Annotated in this window: 14 protein-coding genes; 7 read left to right on the forward strand and 7 right to left on the reverse strand. The window is 62.5% G+C overall.

The window, feature by feature from the left end; all coding sequences use genetic code 11:
- Nucleotides 1-6: 6 nt before the first annotated feature.
- The 3 genes from IEJ03_RS02925 to nhaD form a co-directional block, all read right to left on the reverse strand.
- Nucleotides 7-1224 carry a porin gene (locus IEJ03_RS02925; protein ID WP_192036231.1) on the reverse strand — a complete coding sequence of 406 codons (1218 nt, stop codon included), beginning with the start codon at nt 1222-1224 and terminating at the stop codon, nt 7-9.
- Nucleotides 1193-1591: a hypothetical protein gene (locus tag IEJ03_RS02930; RefSeq protein ID WP_192036232.1), complete on the reverse strand. Its 399-nt coding sequence runs from the start codon at nt 1589-1591 to the stop codon at nt 1193-1195. The genes IEJ03_RS02925 and IEJ03_RS02930 overlap by 32 nt, the downstream gene beginning before the upstream one ends.
- 486 nt (nt 1592-2077) lie before the next feature.
- A complete protein-coding gene (nhaD, locus tag IEJ03_RS02935; RefSeq protein WP_192036233.1) occupies nt 2078-3544 on the reverse strand; it encodes a sodium:proton antiporter NhaD in 1467 nt (488 codons plus the stop codon).
- Nucleotides 3545-4038: 494 nt separating this feature from the next.
- Between nhaD and IEJ03_RS02940 the strand changes: the two genes are divergently transcribed.
- From IEJ03_RS02940 to IEJ03_RS02965, 6 genes are all read left to right on the forward strand, one after another.
- Nucleotides 4039-4752, forward strand: coding sequence for a DUF3581 domain-containing protein (locus tag IEJ03_RS02940; protein ID WP_192036234.1), 714 nt, complete (start codon nt 4039-4041; stop codon nt 4750-4752).
- Nucleotides 4753-5313: 561 nt separating this feature from the next.
- Nucleotides 5314-6831 (forward strand): hypothetical protein, encoded by a 1518-nt coding sequence (locus IEJ03_RS02945; protein WP_192036235.1) that lies wholly within the window; start codon nt 5314-5316, stop codon nt 6829-6831.
- A gap of 31 nt (nt 6832-6862) precedes the next feature.
- Nucleotides 6863-7465 (forward strand): penicillin-binding protein activator LpoB, encoded by a 603-nt coding sequence (gene lpoB, locus IEJ03_RS02950; RefSeq protein WP_192036236.1) that lies wholly within the window; start codon nt 6863-6865, stop codon nt 7463-7465.
- Between the two features lie 10 nt (nt 7466-7475).
- Nucleotides 7476-8894, forward strand: coding sequence for a DUF6844 domain-containing protein (locus IEJ03_RS02955; RefSeq protein WP_192036237.1), 1419 nt, complete (start codon nt 7476-7478; stop codon nt 8892-8894).
- Entirely contained in the window at nt 8894-10162 is a 1269-nt protein-coding gene (locus tag IEJ03_RS02960) for a CsgG/HfaB family protein (protein ID WP_192036238.1), read from the forward strand. The genes IEJ03_RS02955 and IEJ03_RS02960 overlap by 1 nt, the downstream gene beginning before the upstream one ends.
- An 87-nt stretch (nt 10163-10249) precedes the next feature.
- The gene (locus tag IEJ03_RS02965; protein ID WP_192036239.1) at nt 10250-11218 is read left to right on the forward strand and encodes a magnesium transporter CorA family protein; all 969 of its coding nucleotides are present in this window, start codon (nt 10250-10252) and stop codon (nt 11216-11218) included.
- A gap of 107 nt (nt 11219-11325) precedes the next feature.
- Here the strand turns inward: IEJ03_RS02965 and IEJ03_RS02970 are convergent, their stop codons facing one another.
- The 3 genes from IEJ03_RS02970 to IEJ03_RS02980 form a co-directional block, all read right to left on the reverse strand.
- A complete protein-coding gene (locus IEJ03_RS02970) occupies nt 11326-12225 on the reverse strand; it encodes a hypothetical protein (protein ID WP_192036240.1) in 900 nt (299 codons plus the stop codon).
- A gap of 113 nt (nt 12226-12338) precedes the next feature.
- Complete coding sequence (locus IEJ03_RS02975) at nt 12339-13406, reverse strand: pirin family protein (protein ID WP_192036241.1); 1068 nt, start codon at nt 13404-13406, stop codon at nt 12339-12341.
- Nucleotides 13403-13957, reverse strand: a complete 555-nt coding sequence (locus IEJ03_RS02980) for an NAD(P)H-dependent oxidoreductase (RefSeq protein WP_192036242.1) — start codon at nt 13955-13957, stop codon at nt 13403-13405. Before IEJ03_RS02980 ends, IEJ03_RS02975 begins: the two co-directional genes overlap by 4 nt.
- 142 nt (nt 13958-14099) lie before the next feature.
- Here IEJ03_RS02980 and IEJ03_RS02985 point away from each other — a divergent pair, with 142 nt between their 5' ends.
- Entirely contained in the window at nt 14100-14594 is a 495-nt protein-coding gene (locus IEJ03_RS02985; protein ID WP_242458030.1) for a hypothetical protein, read from the forward strand.
- On the opposite strand, the gene IEJ03_RS02990 is transcribed toward IEJ03_RS02985, so the two are convergent.
- Nucleotides 14564-15358, reverse strand: coding sequence for a hypothetical protein (locus tag IEJ03_RS02990; RefSeq protein WP_192036243.1), 795 nt, complete (start codon nt 15356-15358; stop codon nt 14564-14566). The genes IEJ03_RS02985 and IEJ03_RS02990 overlap by 31 nt on opposite strands.
- Between the last annotated feature and the right edge of the window lie 145 nt (nt 15359-15503).

The following is a 15503-nucleotide window of genomic DNA, read 5'->3' on the forward strand; positions in this document are numbered from 1 at the left end:
ATGGTGCTAGAAGCGCAACGAAAGCTGCGTCAGGAGCATGTTCCAGTACCGATCAGTATCTGCGGGGTCAGGATTATCTTGAACAGGTAGCCACCCGGTGCCATCGACGTAGTGATATTCTGCGGATACCAGCACCCTTGGGTGGGGTTGCCACTGCAGACCCAGGGTCCAATCCTTGGCAAACTGTGAGTGGGCAGGCCCTGCCCCTCTGGTTTCGAAACCCTCGCCTGACGGGTCATCACGGTTGTTGATCAGACTGTCGTAGCGGACAAGCCACTGCCAGTCTTTCTGCAATCGGTAGAGGTACTGGATGTACCAGCTGGTGCCAGTAATCGAGAAATTTCTTGGTTCATTAAAGCCGCTGAGTTCGTTCTTTCTTATGGCGTACTCTCCGGTGAGACTCCAGTCTTCGGCATTGTATTGAAGCGAAAAGATCCATGGCTGGAAATCCAGCTTGCCGTTATCGAGGTTTTCGTCGGTCGAGTCGTAATTGGCCTTGGCACGACCGTAGCTGATCGCCGAGACGATGCGCCCTCCGTCATGCTCGTATCGGACCTGGGCGATCAGCGAAGACTCTGAATCGAATGTGCCCGGCCTGTCGCTAAAGCCCAGCGCCCTGTCGACATCCTCACCCGATTGAGCCTCGCCGAGCCCGAGCTGGGCTCTAATGCTTCCGCTACTGATGCGTTCTTCGGCGTAGACAGTGGCACCATCTCCGGCCAGGCCAAGCGTGCGCGTCCTGTCGAAGTAGATCGGTTGTGGTAGCAGGATACTGGGCCGCGTGAAGGCCACATCACGCGTCTGGTTGTAAAAACCAAAGGGGTTCTTGAAGCGGCCTAGCTGTAGGCCAATAGTTCTCTTCTGGTTCGAAAACGCCTGATAATCGATCACGCCATAGTCCAGCTCGGGCTGCGCCTCGCTGCCATCGCCACCGGCCCGACGGCTTAGCACCTGTGCGGCGACCAGCACATCCTCGTGGGGACGCACGGAGAAGTTCACGCCGACTTCGGTGAACTTGGTGCTGCCACCACTTTCGCTGCTGGGGCCGAAGAAATTGTTGTCATCGGTCACTATCAGGGCCTGGCTCAGGAAGCCATGCACCTGCAGCGTATCGCTCATGTCCTGAGCGGCGGCAGTAGTTGTGCCGAAGGCCCCTACCAAGCCTAAAAGGCCAAGGAACCGTGTCCCGGCTTCACTCCATTGATATGGCTTGGACACGATCATCCAGATACTCCCTGTCTAGATACCCCAAGCTCCCCGGGGTAGTGGCGATGCGTTCCAGCATTTCTGATTGTGTTCTGACGTTGATCGGTGCCTGGCCGGTACCTGAGAACACGACACGATCCCAGGAAAGTTGCAGCTGGTGTGGATAGACCGACAGGCTATGCTTGGCGAAGCGCTCATGCGCTGGGTGGTCATTAGGTAGTACGAAGACGCTGAGGGCCTGGCCATCCGGCCAGGTGCGCTGCCGCATGGCGAACATGGCACGGGCGGTATCGCGGTTCACTGAGGCTGTGCCGACACCATTATTGGCAATCATGACGATGTCGGACCGATCTTCCGCGGCCGAGGATAGTGTGGTCAACGTCATGACCAGTCCCGCTATCAGCCAGCGTATCGGGCGGAATAATGAGCCAAGCCCTATTCTTGGCATGGTCCACCTGCGATGCCGGCCCGGTCGCCAAAACCGCAGCCAATCATGGCAAGGGGCGTCGTGGCGTCGACGGCTGTGCCGCTATCGCACTGGCCACATCGTACGCCGAGAGGGAGGCACGAAAAGAACACGAGATTCAACGTCGAGCGTTTGATAAACCGTTCCTCCTCTTGCCTCGGTGATCAAACCAGGGTGACCCATTAATAGTTACAATGTGAAACATTAATGTATTTAGATATTTAGCTTATCGGAAGCACTCTAAAACAGGCTTTATGAATAAGCCACACTGGCTTTCGCCTAATTCCAAGAGTGTCAGCCGAGAGCAGGCCGGCATGAAAAACGCAGGGTGCAGCGGAGAGAGCAACGGAAGGAGCAGCAGCAAGTCAGCAGGCCGGCGGCGAAGGCCGCCGGCGCTGGTGAATATCAGTGGATGGCGAAGCTGTCGGCGTTCAGCCACAGGTGAACGAGGATGCTGGCGATGTAGCCCAGTAGAATGATGGGCGACCACTTGAGGTGCCCCATGAAGGTATAGGAGCCGCGGGCCTGCCCCATCAGGGCGACGCCTGCCGCCGACCCCACCGACAGCAGGCTGCCGCCGACACCCGCCGTCAGGGTGATCAGCAGCCAGTGGCCGTGGGACATGTCCGGCTCCATGGTCAGTACCGCGAACATCACCGGGATGTTGTCGACCACCGCAGAGATCAGCCCCAGCGCCACGTTGGCCCAGGTGGCATCCCACTGGGTGTAGAGCAGCTCGGAGAGCATTGCCAGATACCCCATGAAGCCGAGGCCACCCACGCACATCACCACGCCGTAGAAGAACAGCAGGGTATCCCACTCGGCACGGGCGATACGGTTGAACACATCGAAGGGCACCACGCTGCCCAGGCGTTCCAGGGCGCGCTGATCGCCTCGCTGCAGGTAATGATTGCGCTTGCGCTCAAGCACCCGTGGCAGGCTGCGACGCAGGTAATAGCCGAAGAACTGCAGGTAACCCAGCCCGGTCATCATGCCGAGTACCGGCGGCAGATGGAGCAGGGTGTGGCAGGCCACGGCCGTCGCCACGGTGAGCAGGAACAACAGCACGATGCGCCGCGCCCCGCGTTTCATCTCGATATGTTCGCCCTGAGCCTTGGGATGATGCTTCTTGACGAAGAAGCTCATCACCACGGCGGGTACCAGGAAGTTGACCAGTGACGGCCCCAGCAGCTCGAAGAACTCGTAGAACTGCACCAGCCCGGCCTGCCAGACCATCAGCGTGGTGATATCGCCAAAGGGGCTGAAGGCCCCCCCCGCATTGGCGGCCACCACGATATTCACGCAGCACAGGTTGATGAAACGGTGATCGCCTTCCGCCACCTTGGTGACCACGGCACACATCAGCAGGGCGGTGGTCAGGTTGTCGGCGACCGGTGAGATCACGAAGGCCAGGCCACCCGTCAACCAGAACAGGCTGCGGTAGCTGAAGCCACGCTCCAGCATCCAGCCGCGCAGGGCATCGAACACCCGTCGCTCGTCCATGGCATTGATGTAGGTCATCGCCACCAGCAGGAACAGCATCAGCTCGGTGAACTCGAGCAGGGTGGCCCTAAACGCATGCTCGGCGGCATCGGGCATGCCATTGCTGACATAGACCCAGCCGATCATGCCCCAGATGATGCCCGCGGCCACCAGCACCGGCTTCGACTTGCGCATGTGAATCTTTTCTTCAAGCATCACAAGCACATAGGCCAGGATGAAGATGGCAACGGTAAACAGCCCGACCGCCGACCCGGTCAGGTCGAGTTCACCGGACATGGCCAGTACCGAGGGACTGAAGGTGAGACCGAGCATGACGAGTGCCAGGCCCGAGAGGCGTGAGTGCCATGGTGAAAGCGATTTATTGTTCATGATTGTTATATCAGCTTTGATTTAATTGAAGGTTTTCCACGATGCTATCATGCCGCATTGTCGCGCCAATCCGAGACCTTCGACGCATGGCCGTAATTCGTTGTCGTGCGGATGTACATTATGCTTCTGGATGAGCTCTCCACAGCGCCGGAGATGCGCCCAATAGTTGAAGTCAGGGTAAGTGAGTCCCGAGCGTCAGAGATCGGCGAGCATCGAGCCGCCCGGGGGCAGGTGGTGCACAGAGGGCATCGCGGCGATAGGCGATTTTTGGACGACATGTTACGTTACCCCCCGTGAAGTCTAGGGTTCCACAGAAGGTGCTGGCTTCCGCGAAGCATGAGGACCAAGTGAGACAAGGGTGTCGCTCATCGCCGAAACAATTGACAGCCAATGGCGTCAGGAATACAGGATGTCCGCTGGCCTCGGACTGTCGTGACCGCACTCGCCCAGGAAGGGTGAGGCTAATCTTTTCTTGAGGTGCAATAAGACGACGCATGTTTCTCGACAACTTCCACCAGGTCCATGACGGCCGTATCAGCATCAGCGCGGAGCAGGCTAGCCATTTCGCCAAGCAGGTCGCGGGAGACTACAACCCCATCCACAACCCCGATGCGCGGCGGTTCTGTGTGCCGGGGGATCTGCTGTTTTCGCTGGTATTGTCGAAGTTTGGCCTGTCCCAGTGCATGACCTTCCATTTTCGCAGCATGGTGGGGGCCGAGGTCGCACTGGATTTTCAGGAGCATGACGATGGCGCTATCCGGGTCACCGACGAGGCCGGCAAGGTCTATCTCGAAGTCGAACGCAGCGGTGAGCTGACGCACGACGAGGACGTCATCGAGGCCTTCACCCGTCGCTATGTCGCGTTTTCCGGCAAGAACTTCCCGCACTACCTGAAGCCCCTGATGCAGACCCATGGCGTCATGTTCAACCCCCAGCGCCCGCTGGTGATCTACGACAGCATGGGCTTCTCGCTGGATCGGCTCGACGTCGAGGACCCGGCCCTCGAGCTCGAGGCCTCCTCCTTCGAGGTGCTCGGCAAGCGTGGCGAGGCCCTGCTCGAGTTTGGCCTCACCGCCTGCGGCCAGAACATCGGCCGTGGCTCGAAGAAGCTGGTGGTCAGTGGCCTGCGCGACTACGATGCCGCCGCGATGGACGAGATCGTCTGCGAGTTCTATCGTCTCAAGGCCGCCTACGAGGCAGCCGTCTAGGTCGGTTCGGTCATCCGTCGACCAATGATCGTACCGATCCCGAGGGCGCCCAAGTGGGCGCCCTCGGCATTTGCAAATGAGCCCGGGACAAGGTCGTGATCCACCCCATGGCCCGCCGGGCGCCATCAAGTAGGCGCAAGCTCCCCGACCTTTCGTTTCTTACCTGGCCGGCTTTCCCATCCCAGCGATCATCACCGGCTATCTGGTGTTACCCCACCGCTGTTCGTCTATTCGTCTGCCCTATTCCATGATTTTCAGCGACCGTAGGCTGTATTCACGGGGTCGCGCTCATGGCCCATGTCCTTTTCGTCCTGTTAGAGCGGAAAGTTGTCCTGGGATGCGATGGCAAAAGACATGGGCGAAAGGACGTTTCCCTTGTCACCATCCGGTCATTCTCTCGCTGCCTGCGCTCGGTCGCGCATTCGGCCCATGGAAAAATGATTGCGCCATGTTGCGAGAGTGTCTCATTAATGTTTAGTATTAATACAAAATAACTCTAAACAAGTAAAACTAAATATACGCAAGGGAAGAAACATGATTAGTGCACCACGGATGGTGTTAGTGGCCGTAATCGCGGCCACTGCATCCGGCTGTTCCTCGTTCAAGCATCGTAATCAGCTTGCCGATTTCAACTCCGCCTATCAGCAGGGGGATTACCTGGCGGCGGCCGAATCGATGACTCCCTCCGCGCCTATCGTTGGCGAAGAAAGCAGTGAAAACCAGACTCTGGAGCTTTTGCATCAGGCCGAGGCCTATCGACTGTCTGGCGACTATGACAACGCCGTAGCCGCCTATGACCAAGTTGAAGAGGGCATGAAGCTGCTGGATACCGCTGGCATGGTTGAGAAAGGCATGGAAAATGGCCTGGCGGTGCTGGTCAATGACAGTGAGCTTGATTATGAGCCGATGATGTCGGAAGCCGTGCTGGTCAACACCTACAAGGCGCTGTCCTTTCTGTACCTTGGGGAGGGTCAGAATGCGCGCATCGAGTTCAACCGAGCCAATGACCGCACACGCCGCGCCGTAAGCTTCTTCGGAGACGAGATCGCCGAACAGCGCAAGGCCCTTGAAGATGGGGAGGCGCAGGAAACTCAGGCCGTCAACGCCAGTCTTGATAGCGACGGCCTGACGCGGGCCGTCGAGCAGCATTATGGCCAGACGTCAGTCTGGAGCACTTACCCGGAATTCATTGTGCCCTCGGCGACTTACCTGCATGGCCTTTACTTCCTCGCCAGCGGTGAGTCCGGTGATCTCGCGCGAGCCGCCACCTCGCTTGGGCGTGTCGCCGACATGGCGCCAGACAACCCGACCCTGGCGCAAGACGCTAGCCTGGCAGACGATCTGGCTTCGGGCGTGAAACGTAAGAGCGACCTGGAGCCGCTGGTCTGGGTGGTCTATGAGAATGGCCTTGGGCCGGTGGTCGAGGAAACCCGCTTCGATGTGCCGCTGCTGCTGTTCCACGGTAACACCCAAGCCCCGGCCTATACCGGTATCGCCTTGCCCCGCTATGCCGATCGACAGGCGGTCGGCGATGATCTCAGCATTCTGCTGGATGGTGGCGAGGCCCATCACCCCGATGCCTTTTCTGACATGGGCAAGGTGGTGCGCACCGAGATGCAGACGCGTTTTCCGGCGGTGCTTTCTCGGGCGGTGGCCTCTGCCGTGGTCAAGGCTTTCCTGCAGAACGAAGCCAGCGAGCAAATGGGCGCGCTGGGCCAGCTGGGCAGCGCCTGGCTGACTGCCGCGACCACCCAAGCCGATCTGCGTAGCTGGCAGGCAACGCCCGACCATTGGGAAGTTGCGCGCTTCGACCGCCCGGCCTCTGGTCAGCTTTCGTTAGCGACCTCTGAAGGTACCTTGGGTGAGCTCGAGCTGCCCGACTGGCCCTTTACTCTGATCTACGTAAAGCGCCCCACCGCACTGAGTCCTGCTGAGGTCTCGCTGGTGGATCTTCAGGGCCAGGAGCCGGGTATTCACTCCAGCCTTGGAAGTCGGGCGCCAGCCAAGCCAGCCGCCGATTCCTCGGATGACGCTTCCAGGGACAACCTGTTCACCGCCGGTCTCGATGGCCTGCTGTAATCCCGCATCACTCACTCAGGAAGATATATCGATGAAGAAGTATTGCTTGTTCGCCCTCTGTCTCACGGTTCTGCTGGCTGGCTGTGCGGCGCCGACTCGTTATGTCGATCCGGCCAATGACCAGGGCGCCGTCACCATGACGCTGGATTATCGCGACTTCGAGAAGGCGGCCATGGAGTCTGTCGATTCGATGCTGTCGAGTGGTGCCGTCGAGAATCCGAACGGTGGCCGATACGTGATGGTGGTTAGTCGCATCGTCAACGACACCATGCAGCGCATCGATACCGACCGACTGGCCAAGAAGATTCGTGTCGAGCTGCTGCGCTCGGGTCGCGTCGTGACCACGACCGCAGTAGGCATCGATGGCCCCGAGGATGACATGAACATGCTTGCTCGAGATCTTCGGAATTCCGAGGAGTTCGATCAGCGCGGTGTACAGCGCAAGGGGACCTTGCAGGCTCCGGACCTGAGCCTGTCGGGCAAGATCCACCAGGCCAACCACGAGGTGGATGGTGAGCAACAGGTGGAATACTACGTGCAGCTGACCCTCACCGATCTCGCCAGTGGTCTGGCGTTCTGGGAGGGCGAGACGCCCATCATCAAGCGGGGCTCGGATGCCTCGGTGGCCTGGTAAGGAGACCCTCATGAGCTTGTGCAAGCCCCATGGAAGCAAGGCGCTTCCGCTCACGCCCCTCATCGCCGCATTAGGCCTGCTGGTGTCGCCTCTTGCCCTCGGCCAGGATGCCACCGAACAGGTGGCCGAGCAGGCCAGCGCCGCCGAGCGTGATGCCGCCCAGACACCACCGTCTCCGTTTCTGACGGTGGATGAGGTCGCGCCCAGCGAGCAATTGATCCGTGATTTTCTCGATGCACGCGGCTGGAAACAGGGCCAGTCCGACAGCAACCCGGGCAAGGGGTGGCTGGTGGTGGCGACCGAGAACATCCCCGCCGACCCCTCGAGCATCGATTTCAGTACGGCACGCTTGATTGCCACCGAGGAGGCCTTTCTCAAGGCGATGGGCACCCTGGTGTCCCAGGACTCGGTGCAGATCGGCAAGACCATGGCCGATCGTTTTATGAAGGACGACCTGCCGGAAGAGGTGAAGGACACCACCAGCCTGGCCGCCCTGGGTGACGCCGTGGCCGGGCGCCTCGCCGAAGCCTCGGTGCAGACCCTCAACAAGGTCATCGAGGAGCTGGGGGGCGATACCGCCGGCCTGCCGCAAATGAACGTGGCCGAGCGCAAGCAGCTGATCCGCGACGAGTTCGTGACCGATACCACCTGGCAGGCCATGGGTCAGCTGTCCGGCATCGGGGTGTTCGGCGTGATCGAGCAGACCGGCGGCGATGGCCCGGTCAACAACGGCAGCGTCAGTGTGGTCGTGGTCAAGTCGAACCGCTTCAGCGAGTTCGGCGATCAGCTCAAGCGCGGCGAGGCCATGGCCGGACGCGGCATCCCGGTGGACGACATCCATGCCCGTCTCGATCCCCAGCTGGAAGCCGGCGAGCCCATGCTGGGTTACTTCGGGGTGCAGCCGATCGTCGATGCCGAGGGGCGTTTCGGCCTGCTGTCGTTCGGCATGGACGGCCCGGCGCTGGTGCGCAGCATGGACGAGTTTGCAATCACTTCCGAGATGGAAGCCGCCCGGCGCAGTGCCCAGCTGATGGCCGACGGCTGGTTGGCCCAGTTCGCCACCATGACCGTGCAGGGCCAGAGCGAGGCCACCAAGCGCAAGCTGCGCGAGCAGGTGCGCGAGACTCGCGGCGACGGCAGCTCGCAGATCACCACTGCCAGCGGCGTGGGCAGCATGATCAATAGCCTGCTGCAGTCCGAATCCCGTGCCCGTCTGCAGGGCGTGCAGACCATCGGCCAGTGGGATGCAGTCGATCCCGCCACCGGGCATCCCTACCTCGGTTACGTGAAGTACTGGTCGCCGGGCACCGCCGCTCAGGCTCAGGACCGCCAGCGTCAAGAGGCGTCGCCTGATAGCCAGCGCCAGAGTTCCTCGTCGTCCGCCACCTCGGCCAGTTCCCGCTCCACCGGCGCCTTCGGAGAGTGGTGATGCGCATCCTGATGATCTCGCTGCTGTGGCTGGTGCTGCTGCCCGGCATGGCCATGGCGGGCGTTGAAACCCGCACCGTCCATGCCGAAGCCACCGGTATCGACCGTGAGGATGCCATCTTCAATGCCCTGGGCGACGCCGTGCGCCAGGTGCATGGCGCCAGCGTGGATGCCAGCCGCGAGCTGCGTACTTCCATGGAGCGTACCTCGACTCGCCAGGGCATGGAGAGTCAGCGCTCCACGACTCACCGTGCCAAGAGTGAGAGTCGCACCAGTGTCCAGAGTCAGGGGCTGATCAGCGGGTATCGCGTCCGCTCGGTGGTGCCCGCATCCGGTGGTGGCATGCTCGCCCGTCTGGCAGTCGATGTGCCGGTATACCGAGTCCCCGGCTCGGCCAGTCAGAGCAATCGGCAACGCATCGCCGTCTATCCGGTTGAGGCCAGTCGCTCGAGTTATCGGTTGCTGGGCGAGAGCATCGGAGCCGGACAGGTTTCCCGTCGGCTGACTCAGTCCATCGTTCAGGCATTGGTGCAGTCGCGGCGTTTCTCGGTACTGGATCGCGACATGCGCGCGGCCATCGATGCCGAAAAGCGTTTCGTCGCCCATGGCGATGTGCCTCTGCGGGAAAAGGCCATGCTCGGCAATAGTCTGGGGGCGGATTATCTGGTGGTGACGCGCCTGACCGAGATGAATCTCGACTGGCGCGAGGTGCGTAGCCAGATTACCGGCGAGCGCTCTCAGGAGCCCGTAGGCACCGCCAGCCTGGAAGCGCGCGTGGTCGTGCCGGCCACCGGTCAGGTGATGTGGAGCGAAACCCTTTCGGTGTCGCTCGAGGACCTGGGCCTAGAAGGAGAGCGACAAGCTGGGGTTCAGCCGATTCTAGATGGCCTGGGTAACGAACTGACCTTCCGCGCCCTGAACGTCATCTACCCGCTGCGGGTCGTCGAGAGTCGCGAGCGTCAGGTAGTGCTGAATCAGGGCGGTACCCTGCTAAAGGTCGGCCAGCGCTGGCAGGTCTTCGATATCGGCAAGGATTACACCGATCCCTATCATGGCGAAAGCCTGGGGCCGCGGGAGAGCTGGACCGCCGATGTCGAGATCATCCGCGTCGCCGACAAGGTGGCCTATGCCAAGGTCATCGACGGAGAGGTGGAGGGGAATGGTCAGGTGTTGCGCCGCCCTCAGAACGCGGCCGCGGCCCGCGAAGCTGAGTTCGAGCAGATCCGCGGCACCCGCGAGCGGGTCTGCCTGCCCATCGACCCCTGCTGATGACGCTCTAAAGGGAGGTCGCCAGTGCAACTCTTCGTGCTCTGACTTATCGTGGGGCCTTCGATTCATCACGCCAGGATGCGCCCCATGATTCGCACTCTATTGCTCGACACCGACGGCCAGTCCCACATCGGTGGCGAAGAGCTGATCGCCCGCTGGCATGAACAACCGGACAGCCGCATCTGGATCGACCTGCAGAGCAGCGCATCCGACGAGCAGCAGGCGCTGCTCGAGGCCTTCGACTGCCACCCGCTGGCGATTATCGATGCCCAGCGGGAGCGCCACCCCCCCAAGGTCGAGGAGTTCGAGACCCATACCCTGATCATCTACCGAGGGATCTCGTCCTTCGATGCGGAGCTCAACTATGCGCCGCAGCAGGTGGCCTTCTTCATCGGCGAGCGCTACCTGATCAGCCTGCACCCGAGCCTGGCCATGAGCATCGACCGGATGTGGGGACAGGATGGCAGCAAGCTGCTGGCGAAATCGCCCGGTCAGCTGGCACTCAAGATCATGCACCTCTCGGCGGGTTTCTATCTCGAGAGCCTGCTCGAGTTCGAGACCCAGCTCAGCGATCTCGAGGATGGGCTGATCGAGGCCGGCAACGACGGCCTGATGAAGCGGATCATCAGCTATAAGTCACGGCTGGTGAAGATGCGCCGGGTCTTCAATTACCACCAGGCGATCACTCAGGAGCTGATGGCCTACGACTACGATCATCTGCCCCGGGAAGAGGCCGACACCCTGCACGCCGTCAATGACGTACACGAGCGTTTCGAGCGCCTGCACAGCCTGACCCAGATGTACTACGACATCTGCGGTGACCTGGTGGATGGCTATATCTCCATCTCGTCGCACCAGCTCAACATCACCATGCGCGTGCTCACCGTGATCACCGCCATCTTCGTGCCTCTCGGCTTCCTGGCCGGGCTCTATGGCATGAACTTCGCCTATATTCCGGAACTCGGCTATCAATATGGCTACTTCGTCCTGCTTGGCGCGATGGCCGTGATTGCCACCAGCCTGATCTGGCTCTTCCGCCGCAAGGGCTGGATGTAGTCGCTTGACGGGCAGGACGCACACGCGAGAGCGCCAGGTCATTTGACCTGGCGCGAGGAAAAAGAGGCCGCCTGCTGAACCGGCCATCGCTCATGGCCGGTGCGGGATCATTGCAGGTAGATCTGGCCCTGTTCGTAGAGGCGCTGGCAGTCGGCGGCGTCGTGATAGCGATCTTCGGCGAGGTTATTCCCATTCACCCCGGGACCGGCGAAGCGCGGGTCGTCACACTCGCCGTCATTGGCCCACTGGCTGGTGTTGTCGCCCCATTGGATGTCGTTGGCGCTACTGACCATCTCGCCGCCTGAGGCCCGGGTGATCTGACCCTGCTCATAGAGCCGTCGGCAGTCGGCGGCGTCGTGGTAGCGGTCCTCGTCGAGGTTGAGGGAGTGCACGCCGGGGCCGGTGAAGCGCGGGTCGTCGCACTCGCCGTCGTTGGCCCACTGGCTGGTGTTGTCGCCCCACTCGATGTCATTGACGCTGCTGACCATGCCGCCGCTAGAGGCGCTGCCGCCTGACATGCCGGTCCACTCGGGATCGCGCTCGGAGACCTTGATGACCGCCTGTGGCGTCCCGCTGGACTCGTAGGTGCCGACCCAGACGTTGTAGTTGCCGGAGGTCGGTGAGCGCCACGTGAGGGCCGGGTTGCTGCCGCTGGTGGTCGAGTAGTCGTCGTTGCAGTGCCAGTTGCCGTCGGCATCGTAGACCACCAGGGTGGTATCCGCTGCGGATTCGACATAGATGGTCAGCGGGAACTGGCCGGCCTGGTAGTTGATGTCCACGTCGGGCTTGTCGCCGTTTACGTAGCCGCTGCAGTTGGGGCCCGCTTCGGCGGCCGCGGTGTCACCGCCCGCGCTGACGCTGAGCTGGTGCGGGTCGGGCTGGAAGCCGGATGCCAGCTCGATGGTTTCGTAGAGCGGTGCGGCCTGCCAGTTCAGCGCTTGGGCGGAGCTGGCCAGACACAGCAGCGGGACGGCGATCAGCGTGGCACAACGTGAAGGGGGCATCATGTGAGGGTTTCCTTGCGATGAGGGAGCAGTGGCAGTGGAGGCACATCGCTTAATAATATGGTCAGAAACGCTCAGAATGTCACGTTTTGTAAGCCTTTAGTCGATGATTTCCCTCATTCGGCAGACTGATCCGGCGGGACCTTCGGCGCGCGGACAGTCGGTTCCTCGGCCTTCCAGGGCAGCGGTGGGGGATCGAGGCGCGGCCCCTGAAAGCCGGGCACCGGGGGGAAGCGCTCGCTGCCGGATTCCCAGTCCTGCTGGGCGCGGATGATCTCGTCGCGGCTGCGGCCGACGAAGTTCCACCAGATCAGGATCTCCTCGTCATCGGGTTCGCCGCCCAGCAGCAACGCCCGGCTGCCGGGCGCAGTCTTGATCGTCAGGCGGTCGCGTCCCTGACCCAGATAGGCCAGCTCGTTGGGGGCGAAACGCTCGCCGCCACTTTTGTCTCCATCGTGCGCGTTCTTAGCGCTTTTATTCCCTTTGCTCTCGTTTTCACCGCTTTTGCTCTTGCCGATCTCCATCTCGCCCACCAGGACCAGCAGGCCGTATTCGAAGCGGGTGTCGAGGGACAGGGTCACCTCGCTGGCGACCGGGCTGTAGATCTCCAGTCCCATCAGCTCGGAGAAGGCCAGGGTCGGCGCCCGATGGCCGAGGAGCTCGCCGGCCAGCAGAGTCAGCGTCATGCCGGCATGATTCCAGCGCGGCAACACCGGGTAGTGATCGAAGCGTGGCGAGGTGCAGGCATCGACCCTTGGCAGGGCGATCCATAGCTGGGCCGCATGCAGACGCCGGGTGTCCTGCAGCGACTCCTCGGTGTGGGCGATGCCGCGCCCCGCGGTCATCAGGTTGACCTGGCCGGGGCGGATCGGCTGCGCCGAGCTCAGGCTGTCGCGATGCAACAGCTCGCCCTCGATCATCCAGGTGAAGGTCTGCAGGCCGATGTGCGGGTGCGGCCCCACCCGCAGGCCCGGCGCGCCCTCGGGGATCTCCACCGGGCCGATGTGATCGAGGAAACACCAGGCGCCGATGCGCCGGCGCTCCCGGGTCGGCAGGGCCCTTGCCACCGGAATGCCGCCGACATCGGTGCCCCGGGCCCTGATCCGCTGGCAGACCCGCTCGCCATGGACCAGCGGGCAGTCGCGGGAGTTGGAAGCGTCAGGGTGTTGGTCGGTGTTGCTCATGGAGAGATCCTCTTGACCCACTGGGCATAGCCGTTCAGGAAACGTTGCAGATAGTCGCGACAGCGCTCGGTGGGCTGGCCGTGCTCGTCGAACAGCTCCTGGACCCGGCTCAGATAGGTCTCCGGCTGGGGCATGCAGGCCACATCCAGGTTGACCAGCACCTGGCGCAGGTGATGGCTGGCGCCGAAGCCACCCATCAGCGAGGGCGAGCCGCTGATCACGGCGCCGGGCTTGCCGGCCCAGGCATTCTCCCTGGCCGGGCGGGAACCGATGTCCAGGGCGTTCTTCAGTGCCGCGGGCATCGAGCGGTTGTGCTCCGGAGTGACGAACACATAGCCCCCGGCCGCGCGGAGCTGGGCGCGAAACAGCTGGTAGGAGGCCGGCGAGTCGTCATCGAAGTCCTGGTTATAGAGCGGCAGGTTGCCGATCTCCACCATCGCCATGTTCAGCGAGGCGGGGGAGAGATCGATCAGGGCCTGGGCCGCCAGGCGATTGAACGATGCCTGGCGCAGGCTGCCGACGATGACGGCAATGGGCGTGGGCTCACTCATGGAACATTACTCCAGGCGGGCAAGGGCTCTCCGTCACTATAGGTGCTGGGTCGCCCGGCGGCCGGCCGGGGGAGCCACTATGCTGTGATCAGGCCCTTTGGGGTCGTCATGCCCCTTCATCATGCTTCGGGAGGTTCACATCATGGACAGTCATTACTACACGGGCGGGCCGGCACCTTCGCGGCTGTTCGCCACGGCCTTGCTCTCTAAGGCCTTGCTCTCCACGGCCATGCTCTCAATGACCTTGTTGGCCAGCGCGGCGCTGGCCGCCGATGGTCACGACCTCACCTTCCAGGGCGACGCCAGCTTCGGCGGCCCCCACGGTGGCCAGGCCATCCAGGCGGCGCTGGTGGATACCGACTCCGGCGAAGTGCTCGCGGTGGAGTCGGGCACCGTCTCCGCCGACGGCGCGCCGGCCTTCTCGTTCAGCTTCCCCGGTGCGCTCAAGGCCGGTGGTCGCTACGCGGTCGATTACTGGATCGATTCCAACTTCGGTGGCGGCACCGCCGGCACCTGCGATGGCATGCAGCATGACCACCAGTGGCATATCCCCATCCTGGCCGGCGAGATGGCCACCACGCATGTGGAACGCCACGATCCCTCGGCTCAGTCCGCCGTCTGCGCCAGCTTCGAGTAGCCGCTGGGGCGTCCGCCGAGGCCGCGGGAGTGCCCGCGTCGCAGGCGGCGCCAGGCGGAGCGCAGCAGGTTGTGCCAGCTCAGGGGAACCAGCACCACCAGGCCGATGCCCTGGCGATACCCCGGGTTGCGCTTGAGGAAGAAGCGCACCTCCGGGGCCTCGCTGGTCTCCCAGGCCTGGCGGTCATGCTCGCTGTCGCGGGTGATCCAGCCCACTCGGCGAAGCCCCTTGTCGCCCCAGGCCACGGGGCATTCTCCGAAGGCCTCGGCCATGCCCTGCATCAGTGCCCGGGTGTCTGGTGGTACGGGCCGGCCGGGCAGGGGAGACATCTCGGCGAAGCGGCCCGCCAGTAGGCGGTAGCTCGAGGGGTGCACCAGGGTGCAGAACAGGTCGAGGCGCCGGAACGGGTGCCGGAGCCGGCAGGTCAACGTCTGGCGAAGGCCGAAGCGAAGGGTGCAACCGCTGCCCCGGTAGGCCGGAAGGAGGCCCGCTTCGGAGCGCAGGATGAGCTGTTGCCGCCCGAGCACGCGCTTCTCGTACAGGTGTACCCCGCAGTAGCCGATCAGCGTGCCGCTGGCGTCGCGCAGCAGCTGCAGGCGCGTGCGTCGCGCTGGCGGCGTCAGCACCTCGGCCATGAGCTCCGCCCGACTGACGCCGATGAAGATCTGGTCACTCAGCGCCTTGAGCTCATCGGCGAGCTCCTCTCGTGCCGTCTCGTCGAGGGTCGCGGGGTTCATGACTTCCAGCCTGCACTCGCCGCTCATGGCCGCGCCTCGCCCGGGTGTCTGATTTCAAGCTAGCACCCATGGCGCACCACGGCACTCGCTCTTCGGCACTCACACCACGGCACTCACTTCACGGTACTCACAACACACATCAGGCCTCACATGCTGGCACCCTATTGGCGGT

Source organism: Halomonas sp. YLGW01, from assembly GCF_014840935.1.
Taxonomy (GTDB): Bacteria; Pseudomonadota; Gammaproteobacteria; order Pseudomonadales; family Halomonadaceae; genus Onishia.

Coding starts and splice junctions, on each gene's coding strand:
- IEJ03_RS02925 (WP_192036231.1), bottom strand. CDS start 1,224: ATGATCGTGTCCAAGCCATATCAATGGAGTGAAGCCGGGACACGGTTC.
- IEJ03_RS02930 (WP_192036232.1), bottom strand. CDS start 1,591: ATGACGTTGACCACACTATCCTCGGCCGCGGAAGATCGGTCCGACATC.
- nhaD (WP_192036233.1), bottom strand. CDS start 3,544: ATGAACAATAAATCGCTTTCACCATGGCACTCACGCCTCTCGGGCCTG.
- IEJ03_RS02940 (WP_192036234.1), top strand. CDS start 4,039: ATGTTTCTCGACAACTTCCACCAGGTCCATGACGGCCGTATCAGCATC.
- lpoB (WP_192036236.1), top strand. CDS start 6,863: ATGAAGAAGTATTGCTTGTTCGCCCTCTGTCTCACGGTTCTGCTGGCT.
- IEJ03_RS02955 (WP_192036237.1), top strand. CDS start 7,476: ATGAGCTTGTGCAAGCCCCATGGAAGCAAGGCGCTTCCGCTCACGCCC.
- IEJ03_RS02960 (WP_192036238.1), top strand. CDS start 8,894: ATGCGCATCCTGATGATCTCGCTGCTGTGGCTGGTGCTGCTGCCCGGC.
- IEJ03_RS02965 (WP_192036239.1), top strand. CDS start 10,250: ATGATTCGCACTCTATTGCTCGACACCGACGGCCAGTCCCACATCGGT.
- IEJ03_RS02970 (WP_192036240.1), bottom strand. CDS start 12,225: ATGATGCCCCCTTCACGTTGTGCCACGCTGATCGCCGTCCCGCTGCTG.
- IEJ03_RS02975 (WP_192036241.1), bottom strand. CDS start 13,406: ATGAGCAACACCGACCAACACCCTGACGCTTCCAACTCCCGCGACTGC.
- IEJ03_RS02980 (WP_192036242.1), bottom strand. CDS start 13,957: ATGAGTGAGCCCACGCCCATTGCCGTCATCGTCGGCAGCCTGCGCCAG.
- IEJ03_RS02985 (WP_242458030.1), top strand. CDS start 14,100: ATGGACAGTCATTACTACACGGGCGGGCCGGCACCTTCGCGGCTGTTC.
- IEJ03_RS02990 (WP_192036243.1), bottom strand. CDS start 15,358: ATGAGCGGCGAGTGCAGGCTGGAAGTCATGAACCCCGCGACCCTCGAC.